Genomic DNA, 15,186 nt, shown 5'->3' with positions numbered 1-15,186 from the left:
CTGCCCTTGCGACAGGCAGGCCACAGGTCAGACGTGTTGCAGGGTCAGTTGGGTGCCTTCTGTCAGTTGCCGCACCAGGCGGTTATGTTCACTTCGTTCTTCCTCGGCCAGTGACTGGCGGCGCTCCAGGTACGCATCCGAACGCTTGTCCGGCAGTTGCTGCTCGAGCACGCTGACTTTGTAGCTCATGGTGTCCTTGATGGTCAGAAACGGCTCCGGCTCGCTACTTGCCAAATATTCGATCCAGAATTCGCTCATCAAGATCCACTCCTGCAAGGCGGGCGACTCGCCAAGCCGGAGCAGGGTGTTGCGCGCAGTGTTGACCACCTCGTCCGTGACGTAGTCATTCACGGTGTAGAGCAGTTCCAGCGGATAAAACGGCAGGTCGAACTCACGGGCCAGTTTTTCGCGCAGGTACACCGTTACCTCGGCTGGGTCGACCGTCAGGTTGGCCCGTTCACGCTCAAGAATGAACTGATCGGCAAAGTGATCCAGCTGATTGAGGTAGAAGCAACTCTTGGCCAGCGCCAGCAAGGCCCTGTCGGCCATGTAACTGCGGGGTTGCTGCTTGGCCTGGTGGATACGGTGATGCAACTCCATGTTGGTGAACGCCAGCAGCACACTGTCGCCGCAGTCGCCTGAGCCGTAGGTGTTGAGGCATACCGTGTCGCGCAGTTGCCTCGACTCGCCCATGGCGCTCAGTAAGGTCCAGACTCTGTGGGTCAATGCTCTCCTTGGGGTGTCGCCGTGGATGTAGGCGTAGGTCCGCGTCAGGTCCTGCAAGACCCGGAACACATCATCGGCCCTCGCCGTCTCATTGGTTTTCAAACCCTCCCACAGCGCTCTGCGTGCCGGTACATCCTGGAGCGGCACGCCCATCAGCCATTGGCTGAGGTCGTCGACGGCCACAGCCGTATGCCGAGGCGTACGCAGTTGGCCACCCAGGCGAATGCCGGTATCCAGTCGGTACGCTTCGATACTCGCCAGGGTCGGTGCCGACAGCGGGTTTTCATGCAGGAGCGTGTTGCGATTGGCGGCTTGCAGCCAGGGGTTGGTGAAGACTTCTTCTGGAATGGTGGAGATCTGGTTTTCCTGCAGGTGCAACTCCATCAGGTACGGCAGCGCACTGGCGCCACGGGGCCATTGCGTGATGCCGGTGTTACCCAGGTGCAGGATGCGCAGTTGGGTCATTTGACTGACATCCGGGGCGAGTGCCAGGTCCGGGTTGTCGCTGAAGTCCACGTCGCGCAAGTTGACCATGGTTGCCAGGCGTTGTACCGCCTCTTCGGTCAAGCGGATGTCGTTGTCGTTCAGGTCCAGGTAGGTGAGCGAGGTCATGTCCGTGATTGCACTGGGCAGTTCGGTCATCCGGCAATCGAGGTGCAATGCCTTGAGCTGGTTGAATTTAGCGAGGAATTCAACCGCCGAAGACGGGAAGGCATTGCCGGAAATCCGCAGGTGTTCAATATGGCTGAAACCGCTGGTACCTGTGATGAACGAGGCGGGTGGCAGGCCACCATCGTCCAGTTGCAACTCCAGGGAGTACACGTGGAACAGCCCGGCGATGTAGACCGCCCTGTTGTCCCGCCGCCATGCCTGGCGCAATTGCTCGGCAATGTAGCGGCGCCGGGCCTGGCGCTGCCCGATGGGGTCGTCGATCACGTTGTCTTCATCCAGCACGGTTTCGCTCCAGCGCCGCAACTCCAGGTCCATGGCCTGGTACTCGGCCTTGCGACGTTCGAGCTCAATCAACACCGCCGGCTCAGTGAGGTTCAGCGACTGGATCAATTGGCGCGCGTCGTCGCGGGTGAAACGCGGATAAATCTCTTGGACCTTGGCCACCAGGTCCGGCGGCCTGGGGCCGTTGAACGGCCAGAAACGTGACCAGAGCGGGTACACCAGGAACGAACGCTCCAGGCCCATCGCCGGTTGCATCCAGGGTTGCAGGTGCGGGATATCCAGCAGGCCCTTGATCTCTACGCGGCGGGACAGGGCGATATCGGCGAGTTGCTGGCGCAGTTCGGTGATGCCGGTTTCATCGGTAACGCCCAGGACCGTTTGCTCGCTCGCCGACAAGGTGCTGAGAATCACCCTCAGCAAGTCGTTCGAAGGTTGGCCAAGGGGCACGCTGTTGGCGTCATAAGCCTGATAGCCACGATGGGTCTTGGCCACGGTCTTGCGCGAGGTGCCTACCAAATGACCGGCCGTTTTGAGCAGGCGCCCCTGTTCGTCCCGTTCACGAATATCGATGCGCACATGCCTCGGCCAGGTGGGCAGGAGTTTGAGCAAATGCAGGATAATCCGGTCGCTGTCGGCATTGGCGCAGGCAGACACATGCAAGCCCTCATAGGCGCGGTTCAGTCGCAGGTCGTGGCTACTCAAGCGCGCCTGTTCCGCGAGTCGCAGGCTCAATTGGTTGTTTTCATGCAGTTGCTTGAGTTCGCGTGGCGAGGCGTGGCCAAGAATCGCCGTGACGGAACTGGTTGGCAGATCGGGATGCTTGGCCTTGAACCGTCGCACCGACTCGCTGCCCCCGGACTCGCTGCGTTGGTACAGCGAGTGCAGGATCTGCGCCTTTTCCCGGTCGGTGTACTCGACGATCCGGGTGATCAACTGGAACAAGCGCTGCTCGTGAGTCGTCGGCAATTCACCGAGCAGGGCCAGGGTCACGTCATCGTGGGTGATAATGTTTTCCAGCAGCCTGGCGTTTTTGAAGTCGGATTCGGTGATCTTCACCGTCAGGTCGTCCGGGCTGCTGCGTTGCGGGTATTGATGGGTGACCTGGTGGTTGTCATCGACAATTTGCAGTACGTGGCTGTCGGGCCATTCCGGCAGGCTGGAGAGCACCAGTAATTGCAAGTCCGGTCGGGCGTTGGAGGCGATGGGGGTTTCGTACATCGCGTCGATGAACTGGTCGATTTCCTGGTCGATCCGAAAGCGTTTGCAGGTGTCGACCAGCAATGGCGGCGCTGCACGGCCGCAGCGGTGAACCTGGCGCAATAGGTGGGCAGGGGTGTCGGTCAGGGCGAGGATGTTTTTGGACATGTCCTGGGTGAAGCTGTGGTGATCGCCCCCCAGGCGATAGAGCAGGCTATGGTCGTCCCAGCTCATCGGGTTCTCGCTGGACAGGCGCCAGGCACCGTGACCGTTGTGCTCCAGGGTCGGGGTGTCGACGCCGACCTTCTGCGGGTGCTTGAGCCGCCATTTAAAGCTGCGTTTGTCATAGATGATGCGGTACAGAGAACCGAACAACGGCAGGTAGTGGCGGCCTTCCAGGGGGAAAATACCTTGGGCATCCGGTTGCAGGGCGGGCGGCAAGGGCAATGTGTGTTCGTACTGCGCCAGTGACCCGTTGACCAGGCTCACAAAACCTTCGGGGGTGCGTTGGCTGCTCATGTAGTCGCCCAGGGTGTGGCGCAGGCCCAGCGCATCGGTCGCACTGTGCATGCCCAGCGCCTGGTGCTCGTGGGGTTGCAGTACCGAGCCGATGGCCAGGTAGAAACTGTCGACGACCGGGGACACGGCAATCGTGCCGGCATTGCGCATGTCGTAGGCCTCATAGGCGCCGTCGCCTGAGTGCCGCAGCTCTACGGTTCGGTCGTCTGGGCCGCTGGAGCGATAGGGGGTGGCGATGGCTCCGGCATGCACTTCTGTGATCACGAAGTCGCGCTTGAGCCGATGGCGTACCAGCGCCGATGCGAACTCCCTGGCCCATTGGTCGGCGTCAGTGTTGTAGGGCCTTGGGTGATAAAGCCCGTCGATTGCCGCGTCGATACGCAGGGCGATGCGGTGGTTTTCCAGTTCTTCATGAAAGTGGCTGGGCAGCGCCCCCTCCTGCAAGTAGGCCTGCTGTTGGCGCGGTGTCAGAGGGTGCTGCTGCAGCAGGCGTTCCAGCAGGGCTGGGGACAAGGGGCGATTGAGATCGCGCAGTTTCTTGAGCAGCGGCGTGACCGCCACCAGCGGGGCCGATGCCTGGATGGGCAAGAAGCGTCGGGCATTGATGGGCGGGAGTGGTTCACTTTTTTCATACCCGGCATAGCTGAAGATTGCCGCGAACAACGCCATCCGCTCACGGCTCGCCAGCGCGGCCACGTCCTGGCGAACGCTCATGATCCGCTGTTCGGGCGAGGCGTCGGCCTGATCCGCCAGGCCCAGCCGTGAGTGGGCCGGTTGCAGGCTGATGATCAGGCTCAACAGCGGCTCGGCCCGATAGGGCGGCTGGCCACGATCCCCTTCGACCTGGTAGCCACTGTCTTCACTGCGGATGAGGGTCAGGGTCTTTGACTCGGCCACCGTGTGCTCGAGGTTGCCGAAGGTTTCGATCACGCTGCGTTGCGGGTCGCTGATGCTCAGCAGCAGGCTGGCGGGCCAGTCCGGCAGTTGGGTCAGCAGGCACAGCACCAGGCTGTCACCGTAGGGCGGCAGGTAACCGGGCTCAGGGAAACGTTCGATGATCTGCTGGATCACCTGGTCAGCCTGCAGGCGCCGTACGCCCTCGATCAGGTTCAACGGTGCCGGTTCGCCACGCCAGACCCGATCCAGGGTGGTGCGGGTGGTTGCGGTGCTGCGCAGCATGCGTTCCAGGTCGAGCTGATGGATGACCGACGAACCGTTGGGCAGCATCCGTTGCAGCAATTGGATATCCGAGAGGGTATGAGCGTTGTGCAGGTCGAAGGTCCAGGCCTGCAGCGCGGGCTCGAACACAATGGGTGGCTTGTAGCTGCTGCGACCATTCTTGAGCACGTAGCGCAGGCCCGGCACGTCGTGGCTCACTTCGGCTACCAGGGTCTGGCCTTCATGATGCAGCTTGACGTATTGCTTGCCGTGTACGGTGAACACGCCCAGGGCATCGGCGCTTTTGCCATCCAGTAGGTATTGCCGATCATGGGCATAAGGGCCTGGGTCGGCCTTCCACAGTTCATCCACGCCGTCGGGGCGCGTGACCTTGCGGGGGTTGCCCAGCCGTTGCAGGTGTTCGAGCATGCGTTGGCGATGGGCTTTACCCGCGACATTGATCAGGCGTCCGCTGATTGCCAGGTCGGCGACGTCGGTCAGGGTCGAGGCAAAGCCGCTGGCGTCGCCCTTGGCGGCTTCATTCAGGCCGACGCTGACGCTGTAGGTCATGCTGCCCAGCACCGCCAGTTGCATGATTCGGTTCATGCCCGTGACGCCACCGGGCAGGGGGGTCAGCAGCAGTTGCAGGACTTCGGATGCAATGGCGGCGGCGGCATCCTTGACGGCTTGCCAATCGGCTTCGGAGCGGCTGCTGGCGAGGGTGTCCATGTCGGCCTGGCAACGCTGCAACTGACGATATGCCAGGGCTTGGCGCAATGTCTCGGCGGGGCCGGCATGCGGGTCGGTGGCGAAGCGGATATCGTTGAGTGTGCGTTCCGGGAAGGCGTTGTGAAACCCGTCGTACAGTGTGCCCGCCAGCCAGTTCATGCCCTCGGGGCGTTTTTCCTGGGTCAGCAATGACTGGAAGGCCGACAAGCCCACCAAGGGCAACTGCCGGGAAAACCAGCCGAGGTCGCCTTGCTGGTGACTGTCCAGCAGTTGCTGACGAAAGTCGGCTTCTGCCGAGCGGGCATCGTCGTGGTAGCGAAACGCGCCGCCAGGGCGGAAGGGAAAATAGGACAGCACCCCGAGGCTGGCAATCTTGATCAGCATCAAGGGCACGGGAATGTAACTCTCCCACGCCACGAACGGCACGGAGACAATGGGCGTGACGCCTGAGGTCAGGCTCAGGCTCTCGATCGACAGCTGCGTCCCGCTGCCGTCGATCGATGCCCTGAGGCGCTCATACATCGTGCGAGTCAAACCGTTGTGGGCGCGGTTGCGCCAGGCGTCTAATACATCGAACTGCAGCAGGGCCTGCGCGGCGTCATTCATCAATTGACGCAGCGTGCCATGCTCGCCCAGCGTGGCTCGGATCGTAACGTGCAGTTGGTGACCCAGGTCCAGCTCGCGGGCGATGCCGATGAACTCGCGGGCACTCAGGCTTCGGTCGCCGTCGGGACCGACCACGCGGCTGGCATCAATCAGGGTATAGCCGGAATCCGTGCGAGCGTACGCGGTGAAGCCGAAGTTCACGCAAGCTGCCTCCCACAGCGACAGGCTCTTGACGTGTTCGATATGGCGCAGGTCCATATCCGAACGACGCGGCACTCGGATGTGGCTGCCGGTTCGCCGCTCCCATGGCAAGGGTTGTTCCACTTTTTCCAGGTAGGTGGTTTCGAAGCGGTACTGTTCCGGGTCGCGCCCGCCGATCCTGTCGCGCAATTGCGCCAGGCCCTTGGTCTTGAAGGCACTTACGACCCGTTCTTTCTCGGTCTCGACTGCCGTCAAGGCCGCGAGGGCCTGGCGTTGCAGGTTTACGAAACGTCGCTTTTCCTCGTCGTCCAGGCCATCCAAGGCTTGGATCACGTTGCGCTGGATCAGCTCCAGTGCCTGTTGCTGGGTCCAGGAGGTACTCGATTGCAGATTGCCGGACAGGCCGTTGAGTAATTGTTGAGTCGGCATGCGCTCTACCTTTCACGATAAGTGGAGGGCAGATGGAAGCACCGCGCATGCCGGCGCTGGGGCTATCTATTTAAGGGCCGGCGCTTCGCCGCGCAGCGCCAGGTCCAGGCGCTTGTTGAACTCCAGCCACGCCGCCAGCCCGGCCATCAGCGCCAGGCCCAGCAACGCGCTGAAAACCTGCATCGGCCAGGCATCCTCGACCTGGGCGTTGAGCATGTCCGCCAGCGGCGCCAGCAGCACGCCGAGGCAGAACACCTCCAGGGAGTAGCGGCCCATGCGACAGCTTTGTTGCGCCCACCAGGTTTGCGTCCAGCCGCGACCCGGCAACAGCTTGGCGGTGACATAGGCCAGGGCCAGGAAGTGCAGCAGGCGCAGCGGCGACAGGTCGGTCTTGCTGATGGGGTAGATCAGGTCGCTGAGCCACGACGGCATCAGCGCGTCATGCACCTCGGGCCAGCGCCATGACAGGGTCAGCACACACGCCACCACGGTGTACACCGCCGCCGCCATGAACAACGGCTGGCGCTTGAGCGGGCGCTGTTCCGGCGGGCGCGCCTGACTGGCCTGCAGCGCCGCCGCGCCACCGAGGATAAACAGGAACTGCCAGGTCACCGGGTTGAAGTACCACACGCCGTCGGCAATCGCCCGCAGGTTCCAGCCCATCCACGGCGCCAGCAGATACACCGTCGCCGACGCGGCCACCACCAGCCAGGTGTGGCGCAGCAGCAGCGGCAACACCAGCGGCAACCCCGCCAGCAGCACGATATACAACGGCAGCGGGTCCATCAGGTTGGGCTTGAAGCGCAGCAGCAACTCGTCGGTCAAGGCTTGTTGCGGGTTGGTGATGAAGTGCGTCAGGCCCATTTCCTGGACGAGGTCGCGGGTTTCCACCTTGCTGTTGGCGAAGAACACGATGCCCATCAGCATCGCCAGCAAAAAGATATGCACCACGTACAGCACCCAGGCGCGGCGCAGGATCTTCAGGCAGGCCATCCAGTAGCCTTCGCGTTGCAAGACCTTGCTGTAGGCCAGTACCGAGGCGTAGCCGGCCAGAAACACAAAGACTTCCGCAGCATCGCTGAAGCCGAAGTTGCGCAGGGTGATCTGGCCGAGGGGGTTGTGGGGGACGTGATCCCAGAAAATGAAGATCAACGCCAGGCCCCGAAAAAAATCGATGCGCGGGTCGCGTCCGTTCAGCATGGCAGCGGGCTCTTGAACAAAAGGTTTAGTAATGACCGGTGAGCGCGCAGGTTGTCGTACGCCGCACGTCGGGCGGGCGCAGGTTGGCGGTATTTGTAAGCAATTGCAAAGGTTGGGTATTACTGAATGTCTCTAGGCGTCAATGATCACCAGGGTGCCCTGGCTACCTGGAAGTACGGCATGAGCGGTGCCTGCTTCCACGAGGTACATCTGGCCGGTCTCTACGTGGATCTCTTCATCAGCGATGCTCAGGCGCAAATGGCCGCTGATCACCAGTAGCCCTTCGTTGTAGTCGTGCACCTCTTCTTCGTAAGCCTGCTCATCCATGCGCAACACCTTGATCCGCGCCGGGCCGACCTGGCCCAGGCGTATCGATTTCCAGCTGTCAGGCAGTTGCCCGGCGAGTGCAGCGAAGTCCAGTAACGGCATGTGAATCTCCTTGTTTCTACGATGCCGTCGGTGGTCCGGTTCAGCGGGGAAGAGGTGGGTCAGAACGCATCCATCAGCAGCACTTTGCACGGCTTGGCCTGGTGCTCATTGATCTGCGGCACCAGCCGGGTGAAGTGTTCGGTCTGGCAATGGGTGTCGAGCGCGGCCTGGTCGGGCCATTGCTCGATGAAAATGAAGTGCCCTGGGTCTTTCTGATCGACAAACAGATCGTAGGCGATGCACAGCGGTTCCTGGCGGGTTTTTTCCACCAGTTCGGCGTACCAGGGACGTACGGTGTCGAGGTATTCGGGTTTGATGAAATCTTCGGCGATGACTTTCAACACGATCTGGGTCCTTAAGCAGCGGCGACTTCATGGGGCTCAAAACTGTCCGCCCGCGCCATCTGCCACATGCGCGAATAGAACTCGCCATTCACTTCGCCGGTGAGCAACTCGCCAGGCTTGAGGAACACATGCAACTGCGAGAACAGCTTGATCTCGGTGGCCGACATGCGTCGTACCAGATGCTTGGCCGACAGCTGCGACGGATGATCCAGGCCTGCCGCCGCGAGCATTTCGGCCAGGGCCTTGAGGGTGTTGCGGTGGAAGTTGAACACCCGCTGAGCCTTGTCCGGCACCACCAGTGCACGTTGGCGCAATGGGTCTTGGGTGGCGACGCCGGTCGGGCACTTATTGGTGTGGCAGCTTTGGGACTGGATGCAACCGATGGCGAACATGAAGCCGCGCGCCGAGTTGGCCCAGTCGGCGCCGATGGCCAACACGCTGGCGATATCGAAGGCGCTGACGATCTTGCCACTGGCCCCCAGCTTGATCTTGTCCCGCAGGTTCAGGCCTACCAGGGTGTTGTGCACGAACAGCAGGCCTTCGCGCAGCGGCACGCCGATATGGTCGGTGAACTCCACGGGCGCGGCGCCGGTGCCGCCTTCCTTGCCGTCGACGACGATAAAGTCCGGGAGGATGCCGGTTTCGAGCATGGCCTTGGCAATGCCCATGAACTCCCACGGATGGCCCAGGCAGAACTTGAAGCCCACCGGCTTGCCGCCGGACAGTTCACGCAATTGGGCGATGAATTGCATCAACTCGATGGGGGTAGAGAACGCGCTGTGACGTGACGGCGAGATGCAGTCTTCGCCCATCAGGATGCCGCGGGTTTCGGCGATCTCTCGAGTCACCTTGTGCTTGGGCAGGATGCCGCCGTGGCCGGGTTTGGCGCCCTGGCTCATCTTGATTTCGATCATGCGCACCTGCGGGTTCTGCGCCTGCGCGGCGAAGCGCTCCGGGTCGAAGCGGCCGTCGCTGGTGCGGCAGCCGAAGTAGCCGCTGCCCAATTCCCAGGTCAGGTCGCCGCCGTTTTCGCGGTGATAGGGGCTGATGCTGCCTTCGCCGGTGTCATGGGCAAAATTGCCAAGCTTGGCGCCTTGGTTGAGCGCGCGGATCGCATTGGCGCTCAACGAGCCAAAGCTCATCGCCGAGATATTGAACACCGACGCCGAATACGGCTGGGTGCATTGCGGGCCGCCGACCATCACGCGAAAGGCGCTGGGGTCGCTCAGGGGCGCGGGGCGCATGGAGTGGCCGATAAATTCGAAACCCAGCTGGTACACATCGATCAGGGTGCCGAAGGGTTTGTCGGCGGTTTCGTTCTTGGCCCGCGAGTACACCAGGGATCGTTGCGAGCGCGAGAAGGGCAGGGCGTCGCTGTCGGACTCCAGCAGGTACTGGCGGATTTCCGGGCGGATAGCTTCCACCAGGTAACGGATATTGCCCAGGATCGGGTAGTTGCGGCGCACCGCATGGGGGCTTTGCAACAGGTCGAAAATACCGATCAGGCTCAACACGCCGGTGACCAGGGTGATGGGCCACAACCATTCGTGGTGGATAAACGGCAGGCTGGCGAGGGTGAACATGACGCACACGGCAAAGAAGGCGTAACGGCTTAGCAAGGACAGGCTCATACGGTTTCCTTGGGTTCGGACTCTCAGGTCGATCCGGCATTCTGCGCCAGTAACGAAACGCCAGACAACCTGCAGGTGTACTCAGTTTGATCCCGGTGATGGGACGGACTGGCCCGAAATAGACAAGGCGCGGCTATCGGTCAGTTCAAACCGGGCCTGGTTTTCGGTGGTCGAATCTGCCCCGACGAAGACGGTGAACGTGCCGGCCTCAATCACCGGCGAAAAGTTGCTGTCCAGCAGGGCAAAGTCCGCCTGGTCAAGGGTGAAGGTCAGCTCCCGCGCCTCGCCGGGCGCCAGCTGCACTTTGCGGAAACCGCGTAGTTGGCGAACCGGGCGGGTCACGCTGGCGACATCATCGCGCAGGTACAACTGCACGATTTCTTCGCCTGGGCGCGCTCCGGTATTGGTGACGGTGACCGCCACGCTCAGCACTTGGGTGGACGCCAGCCGCTGTGTGCTGAGCCGCGGTGCGGAGTAACTGAACGAGGTATAGCTCAGGCCGAAGCCGAAGGGATACAGCGGCGTCCAGTGTTCATCGATGTAGCCGGAGGTATACCTTTCATCGCCGCTGGGCGGACGCCCGGTGCTTTTGTGCGCGTAGTAGAGGGGGATCTGCCCCACGTTGCGCGGGAACGTGATCGGCAGTTTGCCGCTGGGGTTGACGTCACCAAACAGGATATCGGCCACGGCATGGCCCATCTCACTGCCCAGGAACCAGGTTTCCAGCAGCGCCGGCGCCTGGCGCACGTTCTGCGAGAGCACCAGCGGGCGGCCATTCATCAACAGGATGACCACGGGTTTGCCGCTGTCCAGCAGGGCACGCAACAGCGCCTCCTGGGCACCCGGCAGGCCCAGGTCCGCGCGACTGCGGGCTTCGCCACTCTGATCGGCGCGCTCGCCGAGCACGGCGACCACCACTTCGGCGCGGCGGGCGGCCTGCCGGACCTCGTTGAGGTTCTGCGTCTCGGTGCTGATGGGCGAAGCGCCGGGCAGGTAAACCACCTCGGTGCCAGGGGCGACGGCACGGCGTATGCCCTGCAAGACCGTGATCGAATCTTCGGGATGAGCCGCCAAGGCCCAGGGGCCTATCGTGGCCTCGGCATCCGTGGCCAGGCTGCCGACCACCAGCACGTTGCGCAGGTGCTTGGACAGCGGCAGCAGGGCGTCGGTGTTTTGCAACAATACGATGGACTTCTGTGCGGCCTCGCGTGCCAGTGCCCGGTGCTGCGGTGTCAGGACATTGGCCCGTTGCCGCGCCTCGTCGCTGTAGCGGTAGGGATCGTCAAGCAGTCCCAGGCGCTGCTTGGCCTGGAGTACACGGCGCACCGCATTATCCACGGCGGTCAGGGGAACCTGGCCAGTGCGCACCAGGGGGGGCAGGTATTGGCGGTACGTCTGGCTGACCATGTCGATGTCCACCCCGGCGTTGAACGCCAGCCGTGCCCGGTCGGCCGGACCGCCGGCGATGCCGTGCTGGCTCAGCTCCCAGAGGGCGTTGAAGTCACTGACAATGAGGCCACGGAACCGCCACTGATTGCGCAGCACACCGGTCAACAGCGCGGTGTTGCTGTGCAGGGGCGTCCCGGCCAGTTCGTTGAACGAGGGCATGATCCCATCGACGCCAGCCGCCACGGCCGCCTGGAAAGGCGGCAAGTACACTTCCCGCAACGTGCGTTCCGACACGTCGGCGACGTTGTAGTCGCGCCCGCCTTCTGCCGCGCCGTAGGTCACGAAGTGTTTCGCGGTCGCCAGCATAAATGACGGGTCGGCAGGCCCGGCGCCGTGGAACCCCCGCACCTTGGCGCTGGCCAGCGCTGCGCCCAGGAACGGATCTTCGCCGGTGCCTTCCACCACACGGCCCCAGCGCGGGTCGCGGGCAATGTCGACCATGGGCGCGAAGGTCCAGTGTATGCCGCTGGCCGTCGCTTCAACGGCCGCCGCGCGAGCGGTCCGTTGTGCCAGGTCAGGGTCCCAGGCAGCGGCTTGCGCCAACGGCACGGGAAATACAGTGCGAAACCCGTGGATCACATCAAAGGCAAACAACAACGGTATATGCAGGCGAGAACGGGTGACGACGTGTTCCTGCAACCGGCGGGTCTGTTCGACGCCGTAGGCGCCAAGGACCGAGCCCACGGTGTTCATGGGCAGTTGCGCCAGCTCGCCTTGGTCAATGACCGGGCCGGTAGGTGTGTCCTGGACGCCGAGCTGGCTGAGTTGGCCGACTTTTTCTTCCAGCGTCATCTGCTGCAACAAGGCCTCTACGGGGTCTTGCTCACCGGCGTGGAGAGCGTTGCCGCTGACACTGAGCACCACGCAGAACAGCGCCCATTGGCCGCCGAGCCTCATGGACTATTGCCGGTGTCAGCCGTTGAAGGGGTACCGATTGCCGTCGATTCCGAATGGAAGGGATGGTACTGATACAGCCAGGTCTCTGACAGCGGCTGGCCGTCCAGGCGCAGGAACAGGCGCAATTCCACCGGCTCCTTGCCGTCGACGTTCAGGTCGAACTGTGCTCGCCAATGGCCGGCGACGCCGTCCGGCACCGCTTCGGTAAAGACCCGGCTGAGGGCGCCCCTGGAGCAACTGATCACGGCCTCGGGCTTGACCCCCGGTGCGAGTTTTTCCAATGGGGCGCCCTGGAATTCCACCACGAATTTACGTGCCCCCAGCGGGCGCGGCTCACCCGGTGAGCCGCCTTTGCCCAGGCGAGTGGCCACGCACACCGCCAGTGGCGAAACGTAGGGCTCCCGGGCCAGCCAGTGCAGGCGATACCGCAGCGCATAGCGGTTGCCCGCTTCCGCCGGGGCCGAGGGCACCCACATCGCGACGATGTTGTCGTGGATCTCGTCGTCGGTGCCGTTTTCCATCAGTTGCACGCTGCCTTCGCCCCAATCGCCCAATGGCTCGACCCACAGGCTGGGACGCCGTTGGTAATTCACCCCATCAAGGTAGTGGTCGAAATTACGGTCGCGCTGTAACAGGCCGAAGCCCTTCGGTTGCCGGTCGCTGAACGCCGAAACCAGGGTGCGTGGCGGGTTGTTCAAGGGCCGCCAGATACGTTCTCCGTTGCCGGTCCAGAGCCCCAGGCCGTCACTGTCGTGGACCTCGGGGCGCCAGTCGGCGGCGGTGCGCTTGGCGGTTTCACTGAACCAGAACATCGAGGTCAGCGGCGCAATGCCCAGCCGGCTGACGTTCTTGCGCAGGAAAAACGTGCAGTCGATGTCCATGACCACGCCCTGTGTACGGTGGATCTCGAAACGGTAGGCGCCGCAGATACTGGGGCCGTCGAGCCGCGCGTAGAGGGTCATGGTGTTTGTGTGCTGGTTCTTTGGCGGCTCGAACCAGATGTGGGTGAAGTCGGGGAATTCTTCGGCCTTGCCGGCTTGTGCCACATCCAGGGCAATCGCCCGTGCCGACAGGCCGTACTGGTACAACTCGCCGATGGCCCGGAAGTACGACGCGCCAAGAAAGGCCACCCAGTCGTTCTGTTGCCACGCCAGCCTGGCCTGGTCGCCCAGGCGGCTTTCCTGGATACGAAAACCGGCGAACCCGCTGTTACGGGGCAGGCCATGGGCCGGGCTGTCGCCCGGCATATCGAAGTGCGCCGGGTCGTAGACGATCTCGCGGGCGATGCCGTTGTCCAGCACATACAGCCTGACGGGCGTGCGAAAAAACGACCCCAAGTGAAAAAATGTCACAGGGAACTTGCCGGGGCCTTTGGCGAACAGGGCGTGCTCGGGTTTGAAGCGGATCTGGCCATGGGCGGCGTAGTCGAGTCGCGCCAGCAGCGCGGCCGATGCGGTGCTGGGGTAGGTGTAGGGTTTCAAGGCATCGGCCTGTGCCTGTTCGATCAAGCCTTCGAAGGAAAAAGCGCTGGGCTGGTCGGCTGTATCGGCCGCCAGGGCGCCCCTGCCCAGTGGCATGAGCAAGGCGCCCAGTGACGCGTATGTGAGGAACTCGCGACGCGTAGACATGCTGTCCTTTCCTTCGACGATGAGGGTCCAGGCCTCACGTTCAGCACGCCACCGGCATGCAACCGTGTTGCTTGTGTGGAGTCTCGAGTCGGGAAAAGGGTCTGTCTACTGTCAGAAATAACAGGGTGCGCAGGGGCGGATGATTCGGCGGCGTGTCCTACGCCGCCGTCTGCCGAATCGGCAATACCACGCGAAACTTCGTGCCCTTGCCCAGTTCGCTGCTGACAGAGATATCGCCATGGTGTTTCTTGACGATGCCGTAGGAGAGTGACAGCCCTAAGCCAGTGCCTTCGCCTACCGGCTTGGTGGTGAAAAACGGGTCGAAGATTTTCTGCACCGCCTCGGGGGCAATCCCGCAGCCGTTGTCCGCCACTTCCAGCCACACGTTCTCGCCTTCCACGCCGTTGCTGATGGTGATGATGCCGCGCTCCGGCCCCATGGCCTGCGCCGCATTGATCACCAGGTTCATCACCACCTGGTTGAGCTGGGAGGCCAGGCATTCGATCTCTGGCAGCGGCGCGTAGTGCTTGACCACATCGGCCTTGTACTTGAGTTCGCTGGCAACGATGTTCAGCGTCGAATCGATGCCCTGTTGCAGGTTTGCGAATTGCCAGGTCTGGTCGTTGTCCACCCGCGAGAAGTTTTTCAGGTCCTTGACGATCTGCACCACGCGGCCGATGCCCTCCTTGGACTCGCGGATCAACACCGGAATGTCTTCCTGTAGAAACTCCAGTTCCAGGCGGGTGCGCAAGGCCTTGAGCTGCTCGTGCTGTTCACCCGTGGCGAGGCTTTCTTCGGCCTGCCGGTAAGCCTCCAGCATCTGTTGCAACTGGTTGAAGTAGCCGTCGAGGGTGCTGAGGTTGGAGGAGATAAAGCCTACCGGGTTATTGATCTCATGGGCCACGCCCGCGGCGAGTTGCCCCAGGGAGGCGAGTTTTTCCGACTGCACCAGTTGGCTTTCCAGGTGCTTGCGCTCTTCGATTTCCAGCTGCAGCGCGTGGGTGCGTTGTTCCACCAGCCGTTCCAGATGAGTGGTTTGCAGGGTGGCGCGACGGGCCATGTCCCATTTATTGGCCAGGGTGTTGGCCA

8 protein-coding genes and 1 pseudogene are annotated in these 15,186 nt (G+C 62.6%); all 9 read right to left on the bottom strand.

Features of this window, described 5'->3' with window-relative positions:
* Positions 1-27 precede the first annotated feature (27 nt).
* Positions 28-6,519 carry an NEL-type E3 ubiquitin ligase domain-containing protein gene (locus tag BFP99_RS30085; RefSeq protein ID WP_065948882.1) on the bottom strand — a complete coding sequence of 2,164 codons (6,492 nt, stop codon included), beginning with the start codon at positions 6,517-6,519 and terminating at the stop codon, positions 28-30.
* Positions 6,520-6,585: 66 nt separating this feature from the next.
* Positions 6,586-7,719 (bottom strand): OpgC family protein, encoded by a 1,134-nt coding sequence (locus BFP99_RS30080; protein WP_065948881.1) that lies wholly within the window; start codon positions 7,717-7,719, stop codon positions 6,586-6,588.
* A gap of 132 nt (positions 7,720-7,851) precedes the next feature.
* Positions 7,852-8,148 (bottom strand): cupin domain-containing protein, encoded by a 297-nt coding sequence (locus tag BFP99_RS30075; RefSeq protein WP_065926553.1) that lies wholly within the window; start codon positions 8,146-8,148, stop codon positions 7,852-7,854.
* A gap of 59 nt (positions 8,149-8,207) precedes the next feature.
* A complete protein-coding gene (locus BFP99_RS30070; RefSeq protein WP_065926552.1) occupies positions 8,208-8,492 on the bottom strand; it encodes a putative quinol monooxygenase in 285 nt (94 codons plus the stop codon).
* An 11-nt stretch (positions 8,493-8,503) separates the two neighbouring features.
* Positions 8,504-10,123: an FMN-binding glutamate synthase family protein gene (locus BFP99_RS30065; RefSeq protein WP_065948880.1), complete on the bottom strand. Its 1,620-nt coding sequence runs from the start codon at positions 10,121-10,123 to the stop codon at positions 8,504-8,506.
* Between the two features lie 81 nt (positions 10,124-10,204).
* On the bottom strand, positions 10,205-12,469 hold the full coding sequence (locus tag BFP99_RS30060; RefSeq protein WP_065948879.1) for a glycoside hydrolase family 3 N-terminal domain-containing protein: 2,265 nt from the start codon (positions 12,467-12,469) through the stop codon (positions 10,205-10,207).
* A complete protein-coding gene (locus tag BFP99_RS30055; RefSeq protein ID WP_256098276.1) occupies positions 12,466-14,046 on the bottom strand; it encodes a glucan biosynthesis protein in 1,581 nt (526 codons plus the stop codon). The genes BFP99_RS30060 and BFP99_RS30055 overlap by 4 nt, the downstream gene beginning before the upstream one ends.
* A gap of 208 nt (positions 14,047-14,254) precedes the next feature.
* On the bottom strand, positions 14,255-14,917 hold the full coding sequence (locus BFP99_RS34220) for a sensor histidine kinase (RefSeq protein WP_370671269.1): 663 nt from the start codon (positions 14,915-14,917) through the stop codon (positions 14,255-14,257).
* Positions 14,918-14,977: 60 nt separating this feature from the next.
* Positions 14,978-15,061: pseudogene (locus BFP99_RS34215) on the bottom strand (hypothetical protein); the annotation flags it as partial.
* Positions 15,062-15,186 lie beyond the last annotated feature (125 nt).

The sequence above is a fragment of the Pseudomonas sp. 1 R 17 genome (assembly GCF_900067035.1).
GTDB lineage: Bacteria > Pseudomonadota > Gammaproteobacteria > Pseudomonadales > Pseudomonadaceae > Aquipseudomonas > Aquipseudomonas marginalis.
This window is presented reverse-complemented; position numbering and strand designations above follow the sequence as displayed.